Source organism: Lentibacillus daqui (assembly GCF_027186265.1).
In the GTDB taxonomy this organism is placed as follows: domain Bacteria; phylum Bacillota; class Bacilli; order Bacillales; family Amphibacillaceae; genus Lentibacillus_C; species Lentibacillus_C daqui.
Genome location: NZ_CP114176.1, coordinates 3,648,115 through 3,664,322, shown reverse-complemented (window position 1 = coordinate 3,664,322; position 16,208 = coordinate 3,648,115). Strand labels below are relative to the sequence as shown.

Below are 16,208 nucleotides of genomic sequence, written 5' to 3'. Positions count from 1 at the left end.
CCTAAAGACAGGAGGAAGATGACAATGTATAAACGGTTTTTGACCGCATTGGCCGTTGCATTGGGTTTGATTATTTCCGTTCAGGTCCCTGCCGCTGCTGCTCCATCAAGTGAGAAGGAATCTGTCGTCCAACCCGAACTCGGCCACCACAATTATGATATTCATCATAACGAAGGATTAATTAAACACCGTGCCAAGGAGCTGGGTATTGATACAGAAGGAAAAAATGCAGAAGATCTGGCTAGAGAGGTTTACGAGACTGAAATCCGACGTGCCGCTGACGAGTTGGGCATTGAATCAAAAAATCAAGATATCGATAAGCTCGCTGCAGAGGTACATCACAAAAAGGTCAAACAAATGGCCGAGAAACTTGGTATTGAAACAGAAGGTAAGGATCCAAAAACGCTGGAAAAGGAAGTTTATGAAGCTAAATTAAAGAAAAAAGCGGAGAAACTCGGAATTACAATCAAGGGAAAAGACACGGAATCCATCAAACAAGCTATATTTGAGCATTATATTAACAAAGAAGCAGACAAGCTAGGAATCGATACAGAAGGCAAGGATTATTACAATCTGGCTAAAGAGATCCAGGAAAAGAAGATCATGCAATCGGCGGAGAAACTTGGTATGGACACTAAGGGAAAAAGCCCACAACAATTATTGAACGAAATCATTAATAATCACGCAGATGAAGCAAAAAAGCTGAAACTTTTCCCATTTGGACAAGGATAAACGGTAGCGGGACAAGGTGAGGCTGATCACTAGTCTCACCCTGCTCTTCTCCCCCCCATTGGTTGATAGTGTTCGATTGAATTTGTGACTTTTTTTGTTCGAGTTTAGGCAAAGTCCCGATCGAGTTTTTGGTTGTCTCGATCAAATTTAGATCTGACTCGATCGATTTTATGATCAATTCGCTCGATATTGTAAGCGACCCGATCGATTTTCTATATGGATTTCATGTCACGTTTACCCGTTTTAGAAGGCTCTGATCATGAATTAATGTCGCTTACTAAGCCATAAAACACCGGATTTGGCAATGCGTGGGACAAGTCCGGTAAATGGTTGTTGGAACATATTTCCAAACCCATCTGACTTGCCAAGGGATCCGAGTGTACCTTTTAGTTTGATTGCTTTCGGTTTTTTTGGTTGTTTATCATGAAGCACCGCCAATAAAACTTCCGCAATCTGATCACCTTGCTGCATAGCCAACTGTCCACTCGGCGAATGAAATGATGAAGCACAGTCTCCAACAACATAAATATGCTTGTTTTCCGGTACTTGATAGTAATCATTGACGATAATTTTCCCTTGTTGATCCTTTTGGAATGGCAATGCCCTGGCTAAATGATGTGGCTGCACACCGGCAGTCCAAATGGTGACATCATTAACAAAACAGATGCCATTATTGCAAACGCCATCTTTTTCCACATATTCCACATTGGCGTGATGCAGTACCTCTACCTGATTTTCAATAAACCATGATTCCACATATTCCCGGACTTTTGGATTGAATGCCTTTAACACGGAAGCCCCGCGGTCAAGTAGCCGAATGTTTAGATCGGGACGACTTTCCCTGATTTCGGCAGCAACTTCAATACCACTTAATCCTGCCCCAACGATGGCGACTTTGCCATACGCCTTAAGATTTCCGACTGCTGCCCAGGTCCGTCTAGCTTGCTGGAAGGTCTGAACACTATGTGTATATTCCTGTGCTCCTTTAATCCCGTGGTAGATGTCTTCACAGCCGAGTGCTACCACTAAATAATCATACTCGACACGTTCAGTTCTTCCTTCTAATATAATTTCCCGATCCTCTGTGTTAATTGCTGTAATTTCACCAAATATATAGTTTACTCGTTTATCCTCTGGGAAGTTTACCCGTACATCTTTGTCAGCAGAAGTGCCAGCTGCGATTGAATAAAATTCTGTTTTTAGCGATTGATATGGATTTCTATCCACAACCGTAATGGCAATATCCTCCGATAGTTGGTGATTCAGTAAACCTGCGATGACTCTAACCCCTCCATAGCCGCCACCTAGTATAACCAATCTTTTCATACCATAACCCCATCTCTATCCCAATAATATAAGAGGATGTTCAAAAAGGCCGGTAAAAATGACATGGCCCTGCAAAAGGGGTATGCCGACGCCTGAGCGCAAGCCCGTTTTTAGTCGGCCTACCTTTAAAGAAGCTCGTTGGCTTGCTTTTCCGCTCCTCATGTACCTTTTATGTACACTCCGGTGCTCAAAGCTACGCCGCCTAGAACTTCTCGGTCCTTTTTATCCTCCTTTTTGAACACGCAATATAAGTGTTTTGTTTTCCATCTAAAGGATAACAAATGCAGCGCGGAAAGACTAGGGATTATCGGCAAAAAACAGACGTTGGAATAGAGCGAAACTTCTAGTTATAAAGCGGTTGCAAATTCATTGTGCAACTAGTAGATTTAGAATGTGAAGGTTAGGAAAATGAAAATGCAAAGGAGCATGACATGGGTGACAAAATGGATCTGGCAGTTGATGTTGTTGCTTTAAAAGGAACATATGAACAAGTTGGGTTTAAACAAGGGCAGGATTGGAAGCGGGATGAGCGGATTGAATTTACTCAAGAGATGACTAAACATTGTGATGTGAATGAAACAAAGTCCCGATTGATGGAGTATATGCCATTTTTGCTGGAGGAATTGAAGGGAGTAGCAGCGGGGTTAGGAATGAAAGAGGATATGGCCATAAGGATGTTTAGCGGTTTTGATGTTACATTTCCACAAATGGGTTGTACGGCCTTCGCAAGTGAAACTTTCTATGTTCGCAACTATGATTTTAGCCCCGAATTGTATGATGCCAGATTCGTGTTCTGCAATCCGGATGATGGCTATGCTAGTGTGGGATTCAGTCAGCAAATGATTGGCAGACTCGATGGAATGAATGAAAAAGGGCTAATTGTGGGATTGCACCTAGTAAATGAACGACATCATCGTACTGGCTTTTTAGGAACAACCATTGTACGGATGATATTGGATCAATGCGCAACGATACAAGACGCAGTCCATTTACTTCAAAATATTCCACATGGGTACTGTTATAACTATTCCATTATGGATAGAAGTGGAGAATCTGTAGTTATCGAAGCAAGTCCGAATCATCAAGTTGTACGTTCCCAAAATCAAGTCATGTGCACCAATCATTTTGAGATGGATGTATTAAGGGAAAACAATAGACCGGAGATATCCCAATCAAAAACCCGTCTAAACCATCTGGAACATTTACCAAAGCAGAAGCTGACCCCGTTATTGGCGTACCAGCTTTTCAATGAAGAGGAATCGCCTTTCTTTTTTAAAGATTATCAGGAGTATTTTGGTACAATGCATACGGTGGTTTATGATCCAATGAATTTAAGCGTGACTGTTGGCATTGGTGGGGATTGTGAGCCGTTCGAGTTTTCGCTTAAGGGCTGGGTGGTTGGTGATATTGAATTACCCAATGTAATCAATGGTGTATTTGATTTTAGCAGATGAAGATAATGAAATTAAAGGATCGTTATCTTTTGATCTTCATATATCCATGCAGCACAAATAAATTATTTAAACAGCGGTATTGCTTTCAAACATAAATATATCAACGATTCCTATTTTTTGGGTGGAACAGAACCCCCCTGTTGTTATTTAACGTTTGGGGGTTCGTTCATTTTGCCGGTGACAATGTCGTCGGTGATGTGGACTTGGCAGATTTTACCTTCATTGTTTATAAATTTAAATATCCCGTTATTAAAGTCGGTGCCGGTTTCTTTATAGAAAATCCCTTCATAAAGGTTTAGTTTTGAACGTTTGAAACTAAGGCGATAGGCATCCTGATCCTTTCGTAAAAAACCGCGTACCCCTTTTTCAAATGATGTATCCACATTACTTTTCAATCTCCGGTCAATGGAAACAATATGGATATCGATAAATGTCATAGCGCGCAATAGCACATTAACAAACGAGCCTTTTGTGATTTCCTCCCAACGTTTTTGTGGGCTTTGTCCGATGATAATTTGCGTAATATTATAATTGTGGCAGACCTCGGCGATTGCTTTGACGGATGAACGCTTTTCGTTATCCCGAATAATAAATTCCTCAACATCCAGTTCATCACAGAGTTCTTTCCAGTGTTCAATGTAGCTGGATTTTTCAGCATCGAATTCATCATAAGGAAGCTGATCAACGGTTAAGACATATAATGGACAATCCATGATTTCGGCTAATTTCTGACCGCGCCGAATCAATCGCTCACCATTGGGACCATAATATACACACACCAGAATGCTCTCATCCATACGACCTTTTATCTTTTTCATGCCGCAATCTCACCTCATTTTATGGTTCAACTTTTAAAAACCGTATTATCGTAACATGTTCCATACCATATGAGAACCCTTTTTAAAGAAAATATAAAAGCTATAAAGTGAATGAAGGGTACTGTCAATAAGTTTGTGTAAATTAATAGAGTATCCTCGGAATTGGGATTTGTTTTCTGACACCTACCCTGGGTACCCAGGGTAGGTGTCAGAAAATTAAATCAGATATTATTTGGTTTCCCGTATCGTTTTTCAAACATGTCCTGTAGCTGCTGATAAGCGCTTGCGAATCCCCTTAATTTTCGTTCTCCCCATCTTTGGTTATAGTCGGTTACTTGAAGGTACACTACTTTTTCTGTCGCCCTTTCGCTTGGTAAACTGTTCATGGTTTTTGTGCGCTTCTTGATTTCCTTCATCGTCCGCTCGATGATGTTCGACGTGTATATCACGCGCTGGATAGACGATGGGTAATCCAGGAAAGTCAGAAGCACTTCTAGATCTTCTTCCCATGATTTCACGACTTTAGGATGCTTCGATTGCCAAACCTGCTTAAATGCGTTAAATTGCTTTCTGGCTTCTTCTTTGGTACTTGCCTGATAAATAGGTTTTAAGTCTTCTGCTATGGCTGTCTGATCCTTTTTACGCACGGCATTTAACGCATTGCGGATTTTATGAACAACGCATCGCTGGACATCGGCTTTTGGGTACACCTCTTTCATAGCTGTTTCCAACCCGGGAAGACCGTCAAACACACCAAGCAACACTTCTTCAGCCCCGCGCTCGTAAAGATCTATCAAAATCTCTTTCCAGCCCAAGGAACTTTCCTGACCGCCTACATAAAATCCGAGAATTTCGCGGTAGCCATTCTCATTAACTCCAATGACGATGTAGACGACCTCATTGGCAACGTCATCCCGGCGCAACTTTAAATAGGTTCCGTCCAAATAGAGGACTGAGTAGCGTTTATTCAATGGGCGTTGCTGCCAGGCCTCAATATTTTCAACTGTCGCTTCCGTGATGTTACTGACGGTTGTGGCGGAGTAGGAAGATCCTAGCATATGTTCAATCATTTCCCCAATTTCACGCGTACTAACGCCTTTCTGATACATGCGCGTCACTGTTTCACCTACCCACTGATCACGGCGTTGGTAAGGATCAAATAATTCCGTCTGAAAGTCACCATGGCGATCACGAGGTACTGCGAGATCATCAATATGACCGTGTTTGGTATCAAGGGACCGTTTGTAATAACCGTTTTTCACTTGTTTCAATTCAGGGTGTTCTACCTCGAAAAACTGCTTTCTTTCTTCCTCCATGATGGTCTCCAACTGCTCTTTGACAAAGTCACGTACAAGGTTATCCAGTTGATTTATAAAGTCATGATCCGTTATACTTTGAGACATGGTAGGGTTTCTCCTCTCTTTATTTGTTGTCCAATTTTGAGGATACCCTACCTCTTTTTTTCGTCTCAAATATTTTACACAAACTATTTTACGTCATCGAATGAAGACCTAAATTAGTGTATAATAAATATAGCAACATGGTTAATTAGGAAATAACCATGTTATTGTATCGAATAGACCCTATTATCTCGTTTGCTCCCCTTTAAGTCAAGCGTTGTTGGTTGGGATATAACGACTATTATTTGACATGTTAATTCACCTATTGTACAACCTTGACATTCATTTTTGTATCAAAGTTCTTATCCAAAATGTAAGATGTTGAATTATTAAATGGAGGGTTAGATTTATCTTGCTATTTGTCTTTTCAATCATACTCGTCCTAATTATAGCTGTCCTACTTATTCAGGTTCGACGTAAGCGTAATGCTCAATTCATGCACATCGGCTGGTTTGTTTTTCTTGTGCCTGCATCCTTATTTGTTCTCCTGATCAGATACTTGCCATCGTTGGCTGATGGACATACATATTTCACCTCAATGAAGTGGATTCCATCCTTTGACATCCATCTAACATTCTATCTTGATGGGCTTAGTATGTTATTTGGTTTGCTGATAACTGGTATAGGTGCACTTGTAACCCTTTATTCGATATACTACCTGTCAACTGATGAATCCTTAAAGCATTTTTATACATATTTGCTTTTGTTTATGGCGAGCATGCTCGGTGTTGTGTTTTCTGACAACTTGATGGTGTTATATGTCTTCTGGGAATTAACCAGTATTTCATCTTTTTTGTTAATTGCTTTTTGGAACCAGCGAAAAAAATCACGGCAAGGTGCTCAGAAATCAATGCTAATCACCGTATCAGGTGGCATGTCCATGCTTGCTGGTTTTCTCATGTTATATGTGATGTCGGGAACATTTAGTATCCGTGAGATTATCTCCGGGATTAGTCAATATACGGATCAGGGTTTATTTGTACCGGCGATGCTGTTGATCTTGTTAGGTGCATTTACAAAATCGGCACAATTCCCGTTTCATATTTGGCTTCCGGATGCGATGGAAGCTCCCACACCAGTGAGTGCCTATTTACACTCGGCAACCATGGTAAAGGCCGGGATTTATTTAGTTGCCCGCTTTACACCAATTTTTGGCGGGGAGGGTACGTGGTTTTGGCTGGTTGGCGGGATTGGATTGTTTACGATGTTTTGGGGCTCGTTTCATGCAGTCCGGCAAACGGATCTAAAAGCCTTGCTTGCCTATTCGACCGTGAGTCAACTTGGTATGATTATGAGCATGTTTGGGATTGGTTCTGTAGCATTATACATGGGCTACTCCGCGGAAACAGCCATATATACACAAGCAAGTTTTGCTGCCCTGTTCCATTTGGTTAACCACTCGACATTTAAGGGTGCTCTATTCATGGTGGTTGGGATCATTGACCATCGGGTTGGGACACGTGATATCCGCAAACTTGGCGGATTGTTGAAGATAATGCCAGTGACATTTACGATCACATGCATTGGCAGTTTTTCGATGGCTGGTTTGCCGCCTTTTAATGGTTTTTTGAGTAAAGAAATGTTTTTCACGGCAGCATTGAAGATTAGTCAATTTGATGTTTTCTCATTGGAAACCTGGGGAATCTTATTTCCGACTATCGCTTGGACAGGCAGTGTTTTTACGTTTGTCTATTGTATGATTATTGTGTTCAAAACATTTTTTGGTCCTTATCAAGTGGAAAAGTTGGAGCATCATGGTCATGAAGCAACGATTGGCATGTTACTTGCTCCTGGAGTTCTTGCACTGCTGGTGGTTGGTATCTTCTTTTTCCCAAATGTGCTTGGGAAGTATATCTTAACACCGGCGATGAGTAGCATTTACCCATCTGTTCCACCAAGTGAATTAACGGTTCCAATCGCTGCCTTTCACGGGTTCAATACGGAATTATTGATGACGTTTGGGATTATTGCTTTAGGGATTATTTTGTACAAGTTTTCCCGTTACTGGAAAGGAATTTATAAATTATTTCCGGATAATTTATCGTTTAATGCATTATATGATGTCATCCTTGATCAATTGGGGAAAAAGGCAAATAGTATGACAAACTTTTATATGACAGGTTATTTACGGGATTATTTGGTCTATATTTATCTGTTTCTTATTATTGCTGCGGGCGGTATACTCATTTATACGAAGGCGTTTCTATTTGAAATCTCTGGGAACAGTCCGGTGAGTCTGTTTGAATGGATTATTGCGATGGTGATGATGGCGGCTGGTATTGCCATCATCTTTGCCAACTCCCGCTTGACGGCTATTTTGTTAAACAGTGCACTTGGCTATGGAATTGCAGTGTTATTTGTCATCTTTCGGGCACCGGATTTGGCGTTGACGCAAACCATAATTGAAACGGTAACCACCGTATTATTTCTTGTGGCGTATTATTTCTTGCCGGAATGGAGAAGGGAAAGAGGACGATCGATATCCAAGAGCGTTAACTTGCTGATTTCAATTTGTGTCGGCGTAATATTTACAGTTATTGCTCTTGCTGTGCAGAACGGTAAATTATTTGCGACCATCTCTGGATTTTACGAAAACGCTGAGGAATTGGCAGGTGGAAAAAACATTGTGAATACGATCCTGGGTGATTTCCGGGCGTTTGATACGATGCTCGAGGTTGTCGTGCTCCTGATCGCGGGTATCGGCGTTTATACCTTTACAAAGCTGAAAGCGAAAAAGGAGGATGAACGGGGTTGAAGACCAATAATGTAATCCTAAGAACGGTCATCAAAATTGTTGTGTTTATCATTCTGACATTGGCTGTGTATCTGTTCTTCTCTGGTCACGACAGTCCCGGGGGAGGATTTATTGGCGGCCTTGTTCTGGCTTCCGCTTTTGTATTGCTGTTTATTGTTGAGGATATTGCCACGATTAAAAAGGGTATTCCTGTTGACTTTAAACGGGTTGCGGCACTTGGGGCATTTATAGCAGTTGCTACCGGATTTGGCGCGATTATTTTTGGCGAGCCGTTTTTAACCCAAACGTTTGGACATTTCAATCTTCCTATATTTGGGGAGACGCATCTGACGACAGTTACCATCTTTGAAGCAGGCGTCGCACTTACTGTGGTTGGCGTTGTCGTATCCATTATTTTAAGTATTAGTAGGGACGTGTAAGCATTGGAAACATTAATAACCATCCTCGCCGGTATATTGGTTACTACTGCTACCTATTTGATTTTATCAAAAAGTATGATTCGGACAATTTTGGGTACAGCGATTCTTTCACATGCCGCACATTTATTAATTATGACGATGGGCGGACTAAAAAGAGGCAGTGTTCCTATTATCGGTGAAGGAAATAACCACGTGGATCCACTTCCACAGGCACTGATACTAACATCGATTGTGATTGGCTTTGCGGTTACTGCGATATCGCTCGTATTGGCTTACCGTATCTATCAGGAAACAAAAACGGATGATTTGTATGAATGGAGAGGGTTTACTGATGAATAATATACTCGTACTTCCGTTGGCCCTCCCTGTATTAGTTGGTATCCTGCTGATTTTCTTTCGCTCGAATATCCCATTACAACGATGGGTTAGCTTTGCCGTCATGGTGGTCAATTTAGGTTTAAGCATCTATTTGTTACATGAAATACATACAGAAGGAATACTAAGACTTGACTTTGGCGGATGGAAGCCGCCATTTGGAATTTCTTTTGTTGCTGATTCTTTTTCTGTTCTACTCGTGATGACAACCAGTATTGTAACAGCGATCTGTTTGCTTTTTGCCTTTTCATCAATGGATCGCAGTCATGAAAAGATGTTCTTTTATTCGTTCGTTAATTTATTGGTGGCAGGGGTTAATGGATCGTTTTTAACCGGAGACCTGTTTAACCTGTATGTCTGCTTTGAAGTCATGCTCCTTGCCTCGTATGTTTTGCTGGCTTTAGGCGGAAGAAAGGTGCAATTAAAAGAAGCGATAAAATATGTGGTGATCAACGTAGTCTCTTCCTGGCTGTTTATTGTTGGGATTGCCTATTTATACGGTATGGTAGGAACGTTGAATCTTGCCCAGTTATCACAGCGGATTGCTGAATCGGGACAGCCACCACTGATAACCGTGATAAGTATTGTGTTTTTAACGGTATTTGCCCTAAAGGCTGGCCTGCTGTTATATTTCTGGTTACCAGGTTCATATGCGGCTCCACCGATTGCTATTGCTGCTCTGTTCGGTGCCCTATTGACCAAGGTCGGGATCTATGCAATGTTCCGTATGTTTACACTCGTATTTTATCACCAACCAGTGTTTACCCATACGATTATTGGGGTTTTGGCCGGGTTAACATTAATTGGCGGTAGTATTGGAGCTGTTGCTTATCGGGATATCCGGCAAATTGTCGTTTATAATGTGATTATTTCGGTTGGATTTATTTTAATTGGTCTTGCGGTTGCAACACCGGAAGCCATGGAAGGGTCGATCTACTATTTAATCCATGACATGATTGTGAAGGCATTATTGTTCTTGCTTGCAGGGGTCATGATTACCTTAACGAAAACCGCCAGAATGGATCAAATAAGCGGTCTGATTAGGAATTATCCATTATTGGGCTGGATGTTTTTCATCGTCATGTTGTCAATGGCAGGTATTCCGCCTTTCAGTGGTTTTATTGGAAAAGTTCTGGTGGGACAAGGAGCGATTGAATCAGGTTCTTATCTATTACTTGCACTTGCCTTTGGTTCCAGTATTCTCGTGCTCTATTCCCTTTTACGCGTGTTTCTCAGTTGTTTTTGGGGAGAGACAATTATTGATGAGGAAGAAATGATTACCGCGAAAAAGGGATGGCTTATTCCGTGTGCTATCCTGACAATTACAACTATTGGATTAGGACTGGGAGCAGAATCGATTGCAACATATGTAAGTGAAGCAGCGAACACACTATTAAATCCAGACAAATATATCGATGCGGTACTAAATGATTAAGCAATCATAAGGAGGTGGCTGTTCATTGCCAGCCCAATTTCTGTTAAATATGGCGATTGCTCTGTTATGGATGTTGTTTCAGGATGAGGAACATTTACGATTTATTACATTCTTTGAAGGATATATCGTTGGTATTGCCATTTTGTTTCTCATGCACCGATTTTTTGGTGAGCGGTTTTACTTGGGCAGGTTTTTTGCCTTAATAAAATTGATCCTCATTTTTATTTCTGAATTAATCAGTTCGAGCCTTTTTGTAATAAAACATATTTTACGTCCGAAATTAACGATTAAACCGGGCATTTTTAGATATGAAACTGATTTGGAAAGTGAATGGGAAGTTTCTTTACTAGCGATGTTATTAACGTTAACCCCTGGTTCAGTGGTTATGGAAGTTACACCTGAAGGGAATGCGTTTTATATTCACGGGATGGATGTCGAACACTCAAAAGATATGTTATTACAATCATTGGCTAAATTTGAGAAGGCGATTAAAGGGGTGACACGGTAATGATTAAAATGATGTTGTTTACTGCACTGGTATTGTTCGGTGTTGCGATTGCCATAGCACTTTTCCGCATTATTTTTGGGCCAAGTTTGCCTGATCGGGTCATTGCCCTGGATATGATCGGTTTCCTTTTGCTTTCTGCCATTGGGATTATTTCGGTTATTATTGGGACAACCACCTTTTTGGATGTAATTCTTATTCTTGGTATTCTCGCCTTTATTAGTACGGTTGTCTTTTCGAAGTATATCGAAAGGGGTGTGGTCATTGAACGTAAGCGGAATAGTTGAATTTATTGCGGCACTTTTGATATTGATTGGCAGTGTCATCAGTGTCATTAGTGCAATTGGCCTCATTCGTTTTCCCGATGTGTATACCCGTTCACATGCCGCAACAAAAAGCTCTGCTTTAGCGGTATTCCTGACGTTATCAGGGGTCTTCCTTTATTTTTGGGCAAGTGAATCATTTAGTGTACGATTGTTGCTTGGTATTCTGTTCGTGTTTACAACGGCTCCGGTTGCCGGTCATCTGATTATCCGGGCAGCGTATCGCTCTGGTGTGAAAAGGAGTGATATTACGATTGAGGATGAATTGAAGGATGTGTTACGTGGTAAAGAGAAATAGCATGGTGCCTGTCACTTCCTGAATTTTGTCGAATTTTATCGAAAGTGTTATTATGGAGAGCGATGAATATAAACGTGTATTACTGCACTTTGAAACAAGTGTAGTTTTTTTAAAAAGCCATGTAAAGGTACCTTGACGTAAAAGAACCTGTACGTTACCATGGAAAAAAGAAGGGTGAACGCATTGAAAAATAACATGACAGTATATAGACGTAAATTCGGTTATTCACAGGAAGGTTTGGCGGAAGCGCTAGGTGTTTCACGGCAAACCATTATTTCTATTGAAAAGGGGAAATACAATCCTTCCCTCCCATTGGCGATGATTATTGCGAAGACGTTTCAGACGAATGTGGAAAGTATTTTCTTTTTGGAGGAAAAGGATTATAAAAAATAATAAGGGGGGTTCTGTATGCGTAAAGATAACACACAATTGAGTTTTATTGTTTTAGGATGTGTGTTTGTTTGCATGGCTGTATTTATGCTAGTGGTTAGCATAATTGGACAGGTCACGTTACAGCAAACCTATATGCTGTTTGCGCTAGCCGTCATGTCGTTTTCAATGAGGTATCTGTATCCGCAGTTTAAGCAAAAAGATGAACGGATGAAATTTATTCGGTATAAAGCGTTAACTTATTCAGCCATTGCGTTTGTTGTTTATTATATCGTCCTTTCAGGTATCATTCAGTTTGACATTTTACCATTAACTTCAATGGATGTGCTGAATATTTTGGCAGCGTTGATGATTATTACGGTGTTTGGCACAATGGTTATTTTGGCAAGAAGAAATTGATTTGTGGTGCCTGTTTTCGTGAGTGCCTGTCACTTTTCGAATTTTGTCTTATATAGGGCAGTGCTTAGAAACAATCTTCAGGAGTCATTTCTTCCTGTCTGTTTGCTGAACCCCTCTTTTGTGATGAGGGCATGTAAGTTATCCTTTGATCGGAAGCGATTCATTTTCAACCTGCTTTGCTAGAGACTACTGAAAAAGGAATCGCCGTTAAATGTGTCAAATAAAAATACCGAATAGTATTTGTATTTAGCATGGAGATATATTTACAAATATTCATAACCATGTAATACTTAACATACTACATGAAACTGTTGCAGAAATAAGATGGTATCAGGTATATAAGTTCAGAATCGTGTTGTACCTGACACGGGGGTGAGATCATGCTTCATGCGGATATAATAGAACGCATTCCGGTTCCAGCTATTATTGTGAATGAAGATAATCAGATTGTTTCCTATAACCGAACGATGGGTACTAGCTTAGAGAATGATATAAATGCTGGGGAGAATATCCAAGAAATTTTCACCTTAGAAGAGGTATACGATCATACCCAGATTTTTTCAGCGTCATCCGGTAAGAAAACCTTTATTTTTATTCGTAATCCGATACCCGGTACGAAGAATATGTTATGGTTCGGGTTGGACACATCTGCACTGTCTAAACTGGAAGACGAAAACAAAGAATTGAAAGATGTCAATCGTGAATTAGATGCCATTATCGAAAATTCATATGATGGTATTTATATTACAGATCGTGATGGTGTAACGCTGAAGACGAATTCGGCAATTGAAAGGATTACCAGTATCCCAAAAGAATATTATATCGGAAAAAATGTAGACGCACTTATCAAAAGGGGAATACTGGAAAACTCCGTCACGCATGTAGTAGTGAAGGAAGGGCGAACGATTTCGGTTGTTCAAAAAAATTACGCAGGTAAGGAAACTTTAATAACAGGGACCCCTGTATTTAATGAAAAAGGCACTGTTGATAAAGTTGTAACGAATATTAGAGACCTGTCCGACCTGAATGAACTGCAAGCTGAGTTAAGTAAAGTAAATGAATTAAATGATAAATACAAACAAGAAATAAATCGATTAAAAAATAAACCGGATCAACCGGATGGGTTAATTGTAGATAGTAGGCAAATGAAGCGAATTTTCGAAACAGCGGAGAGAGTGGCAAACATTGATGCAACTGTTTTAATTTTAGGAGAGACAGGAGTGGGAAAAGATGTTTTGGCACAATATATATTTAACCATAGCATTCGCTCAAAAGGAGGAGATTTCATTAAAATAAATTGTGGGGCCATTCCTCCCGATTTATTGGAATCTGAATTATTTGGCTATGAAAAAGGTGCATTCACCGGAGCAAATCAAAAAGGGAAACCCGGGATGTTTGAAATTGCGGATAAAGGCATGCTATTTCTTGATGAGATTGGTGAATTACCTTTAGCATTACAGGTGAAACTATTGCGTGTGATTCAAGAAGGTGACATTCAAAAAATCGGAGGAACGAATCCGAAAAAAGTAGATGTAAGAATCATAGCGGCTACTAACCAAAATTTATTGGAAAAGGTTAAACAAGGAGATTTTCGGGAGGATTTATACTATAGATTAAATGTTATTCCGTTTACCTTACCGTCATTAAAAGAGAGAAAAGATGATATTTTATCTTTGGCCCAATTGTTTTTAATGCAGACAAACGAGAAATATGGGATGACAAAGCAATTAGGTTATGAGCTGAAGGACTTTTTTTATTCGTATCATTGGCCTGGTAATATAAGGGAGCTCTCTAATCTGATCGAAAGGCTGGTTGTTACGACGCCTGATGAAGTTATCGATATAGATAATCTCCCCTCAGAATATGATGACGCAACTAATGTAAAAATGGATTCAACTGTTCCTTTAAGGTATGCAGTAGAAACAACCGAAAAAAAGGTATTATCACATGCAGTTGAAAAGTATAAAAGCAGTTACGAAATTGCGAAGGCATTGGAAATAAGCCAACCGACAGTCGTTAGAAAACTGAATAAATATAACTTAAAGATAAAATAGGTTAATAAGTCCTTTATTAAATCAAGTGCAACGTTATGTACCATTATTTCATACCGTTGCATTTTTATTTTGTGATGAATCTAGTAAAAGGAATTGCTGCGAAAAAGAAAACCGACTTTTAATACATAAATGAATCATTGATTTAAAAATGAATCGATGAAAACTGACTTTTACATAAGAATGATTCAATTTTGTATTGTTTTTGAATGCTACATATAAACAATGGAAAATAGGATTAACAATAAATGCGTGTGTATTACGGATTTTGACTATTTTTTGGATAAAGATTAAAAGTTGGCATTGTAGTTGCATTCCCAAATGGAAAGAAGATCAAGTAAGGGGTGGAATAGCGATGTCGACTGTGATGACAGACGAAATGCAACAGATGAAAACCATGATAAAAAACTTTGTAGATAAGGAGGTAGAACCATATAGTCAACAAATAGAAGATCAAGATGAAATCCCACCGCATTTGGTAGATGAAATGAAGGAATTGGGTTTGTTCGGTATGAGCATTCCCGAAGTATATGGCGGAATTGGTTTAAATACGGTGGAAAAGGCAATAGTCCTGGAACAATTGGGAAGAGCACATAACGGACTGGTTTCATTAATCAGTGCTCATACCGGAATTGGCAGCACAGGATTAGTCAAACTTGGTTCCGACTATTTAAAGCAGAAATATTTACCGGAGATGGCTGCCGGGAACAAAATCGCATCGTTTGCACTTTCCGAACCAGGTGCAGGGTCTGACGCTACGAATCTCTCCACTCAAGCAGAAAAAAGCGGAGATCAATGGGTGGTCAACGGCATGAAGCATTTTATCACAAATGCTCCAATCGCCGACGTTTTCACTGTATTTGCTCTAACCGATAAAGAAAAGGGGGCAAAAGGCGGTATTACGGCATTTTTTATCGAAAAGGACTTTCCGGGGCTACATATTGGGAAAACGGACAAAAAAATGGGGTTGCGAGGCTCTTACACTGCTCAGGTTATCCTCGAGGATTGTATGGTACCGGAAGAGAATGTCATTGGTGAAGTAGGGATGGGATATATCAATGCACTAAAAATTCTTGGAGAGGGCCGAATCGGTTTGGCAGCCAGAGCGGTCGGATCCTGTGAAAAGTTAATTGAGCTATCTGCCAGTTATGCGAAAGAGCGTGTTCAGTTTGGCAAGCCAATTGCAGACAATCAAGGTATTCAATGGATGTTGGCGGATATGGCTACCGAAACCGAAGCTGCACGTACTTTAACAATGATGGCTGCAGAAAAGGTAGATGAAGGGAAAAAGGTTATCAAAGAAGCATCTATGGCAAAACTTTATGCGTCAGAGGTTTTTAATAAAGTGGCAGATAAGGCGCTGCAAATTCATGGCGGGATCGGATACATAAACGAATATGCTGTGGAGCGGTTTTATCGCGATGCCCGGATTACGAAAATTTATGAAGGAACAAGTGAGGTTCAACGGTTAGTTATTGCAAGGAAGGTACTTGAAGAAAACTAAACAGGTAGCAAATTAATAGAAGAA

General features: G+C 40.2%; 16 protein-coding genes. 13 read left to right on the top strand and 3 right to left on the bottom strand.

The genetic code is table 11. From position 1 onward, the window contains the following. The first annotated feature begins 24 nt into the window (after positions 1-24). On the top strand, positions 25-732 hold the full coding sequence (locus O2S85_RS18215; protein ID WP_269410693.1) for a hypothetical protein: 708 nt from the start codon (positions 25-27) through the stop codon (positions 730-732). A gap of 264 nt (positions 733-996) precedes the next feature. On the opposite strand, the gene O2S85_RS18210 is transcribed toward O2S85_RS18215, so the two are convergent. Further along, positions 997-2,058, bottom strand: coding sequence for an NAD(P)/FAD-dependent oxidoreductase (locus O2S85_RS18210; RefSeq protein WP_269410692.1), 1,062 nt, complete (start codon positions 2,056-2,058; stop codon positions 997-999). 431 nt (positions 2,059-2,489) lie between these two features. Between O2S85_RS18210 and O2S85_RS18205 the strand changes: the two genes are divergently transcribed. Beyond that, positions 2,490-3,512, top strand: a complete 1,023-nt coding sequence (locus tag O2S85_RS18205) for a C45 family autoproteolytic acyltransferase/hydrolase (protein WP_269410691.1) — start codon at positions 2,490-2,492, stop codon at positions 3,510-3,512. Between the two features lie 143 nt (positions 3,513-3,655). Here O2S85_RS18205 and O2S85_RS18200 read toward each other — a convergent pair whose 3' ends face one another. Next, on the bottom strand, positions 3,656-4,330 hold the full coding sequence (locus O2S85_RS18200) for an adenine nucleotide alpha hydrolase family protein (protein WP_269410690.1): 675 nt from the start codon (positions 4,328-4,330) through the stop codon (positions 3,656-3,658). Between the two features lie 221 nt (positions 4,331-4,551). Continuing rightward, on the bottom strand, positions 4,552-5,733 hold the full coding sequence (locus tag O2S85_RS18195; RefSeq protein WP_269410047.1) for an IS256 family transposase: 1,182 nt from the start codon (positions 5,731-5,733) through the stop codon (positions 4,552-4,554). 349 nt (positions 5,734-6,082) lie between these two features. On the opposite strand from O2S85_RS18195, the gene O2S85_RS18190 reads away from it, so the two are divergent. The 11 genes from O2S85_RS18190 to O2S85_RS18140 all read left to right on the top strand — a co-directional run bounded on the left by O2S85_RS18190 (position 6,083) and on the right by O2S85_RS18140 (position 16,184). Next, positions 6,083-8,485: a Na+/H+ antiporter subunit A gene (locus tag O2S85_RS18190; RefSeq protein WP_367746467.1), complete on the top strand. Its 2,403-nt coding sequence runs from the start codon at positions 6,083-6,085 to the stop codon at positions 8,483-8,485. Further along, the gene (locus O2S85_RS18185) at positions 8,482-8,904 is read left to right on the top strand and encodes a Na(+)/H(+) antiporter subunit B (RefSeq protein ID WP_269410689.1); all 423 of its coding nucleotides are present in this window, start codon (positions 8,482-8,484) and stop codon (positions 8,902-8,904) included. The genes O2S85_RS18190 and O2S85_RS18185 overlap by 4 nt, the downstream gene beginning before the upstream one ends. A gap of 3 nt (positions 8,905-8,907) precedes the next feature. Then, positions 8,908-9,243 carry a Na(+)/H(+) antiporter subunit C gene (locus tag O2S85_RS18180; RefSeq protein WP_269410688.1) on the top strand — a complete coding sequence of 112 codons (336 nt, stop codon included), beginning with the start codon at positions 8,908-8,910 and terminating at the stop codon, positions 9,241-9,243. Beyond that, the gene (locus tag O2S85_RS18175; RefSeq protein ID WP_269410687.1) at positions 9,236-10,714 is read left to right on the top strand and encodes a Na+/H+ antiporter subunit D; all 1,479 of its coding nucleotides are present in this window, start codon (positions 9,236-9,238) and stop codon (positions 10,712-10,714) included. The genes O2S85_RS18180 and O2S85_RS18175 overlap by 8 nt, the downstream gene beginning before the upstream one ends. A gap of 25 nt (positions 10,715-10,739) precedes the next feature. Next, a complete protein-coding gene (locus tag O2S85_RS18170; RefSeq protein WP_269410686.1) occupies positions 10,740-11,222 on the top strand; it encodes a Na+/H+ antiporter subunit E in 483 nt (160 codons plus the stop codon). Further along, positions 11,222-11,506 carry a Na(+)/H(+) antiporter subunit F1 gene (locus O2S85_RS18165; RefSeq protein ID WP_269410685.1) on the top strand — a complete coding sequence of 95 codons (285 nt, stop codon included), beginning with the start codon at positions 11,222-11,224 and terminating at the stop codon, positions 11,504-11,506. Before O2S85_RS18170 ends, O2S85_RS18165 begins: the two co-directional genes overlap by 1 nt. Next, on the top strand, positions 11,484-11,840 hold the full coding sequence (locus O2S85_RS18160) for a Na+/H+ antiporter subunit G (RefSeq protein WP_269410684.1): 357 nt from the start codon (positions 11,484-11,486) through the stop codon (positions 11,838-11,840). The genes O2S85_RS18165 and O2S85_RS18160 overlap by 23 nt, the downstream gene beginning before the upstream one ends. 183 nt (positions 11,841-12,023) lie before the next feature. Next, positions 12,024-12,233, top strand: a complete 210-nt coding sequence (locus tag O2S85_RS18155) for a helix-turn-helix transcriptional regulator (protein ID WP_269410683.1) — start codon at positions 12,024-12,026, stop codon at positions 12,231-12,233. A gap of 15 nt (positions 12,234-12,248) precedes the next feature. Beyond that, positions 12,249-12,629: a permease gene (locus O2S85_RS18150; protein ID WP_269410682.1), complete on the top strand. Its 381-nt coding sequence runs from the start codon at positions 12,249-12,251 to the stop codon at positions 12,627-12,629. 380 nt (positions 12,630-13,009) lie between these two features. Next, positions 13,010-14,683, top strand: coding sequence for a sigma-54 interaction domain-containing protein (locus O2S85_RS18145; RefSeq protein WP_269410681.1), 1,674 nt, complete (start codon positions 13,010-13,012; stop codon positions 14,681-14,683). Positions 14,684-15,035: 352 nt separating this feature from the next. Beyond that, positions 15,036-16,184 (top strand): acyl-CoA dehydrogenase family protein, encoded by a 1,149-nt coding sequence (locus tag O2S85_RS18140; protein ID WP_269410680.1) that lies wholly within the window; start codon positions 15,036-15,038, stop codon positions 16,182-16,184. Positions 16,185-16,208: the final 24 nt, after the last annotated feature.

Bases quoted from the DNA above. Each gene is read 5' to 3' on its own strand.
- O2S85_RS18175 (WP_269410687.1), top strand. From the start codon at position 9,236: ATGAATAATATACTCGTACTTCCGTTGGCCCTCCCTGTATTAGTTGGT.
- O2S85_RS18195 (WP_269410047.1), bottom strand. From the start codon at position 5,733: ATGTCTCAAAGTATAACGGATCATGACTTTATAAATCAACTGGATAAC.
- O2S85_RS18150 (WP_269410682.1), top strand. From the start codon at position 12,249: ATGCGTAAAGATAACACACAATTGAGTTTTATTGTTTTAGGATGTGTG.
- O2S85_RS18205 (WP_269410691.1), top strand. From the start codon at position 2,490: ATGGGTGACAAAATGGATCTGGCAGTTGATGTTGTTGCTTTAAAAGGA.
- O2S85_RS18145 (WP_269410681.1), top strand. From the start codon at position 13,010: ATGCTTCATGCGGATATAATAGAACGCATTCCGGTTCCAGCTATTATT.
- O2S85_RS18215 (WP_269410693.1), top strand. From the start codon at position 25: ATGTATAAACGGTTTTTGACCGCATTGGCCGTTGCATTGGGTTTGATT.
- O2S85_RS18200 (WP_269410690.1), bottom strand. From the start codon at position 4,330: ATGAAAAAGATAAAAGGTCGTATGGATGAGAGCATTCTGGTGTGTGTA.
- O2S85_RS18210 (WP_269410692.1), bottom strand. From the start codon at position 2,058: ATGAAAAGATTGGTTATACTAGGTGGCGGCTATGGAGGGGTTAGAGTC.
- O2S85_RS18140 (WP_269410680.1), top strand. From the start codon at position 15,036: ATGTCGACTGTGATGACAGACGAAATGCAACAGATGAAAACCATGATA.
- O2S85_RS18165 (WP_269410685.1), top strand. From the start codon at position 11,222: ATGATTAAAATGATGTTGTTTACTGCACTGGTATTGTTCGGTGTTGCG.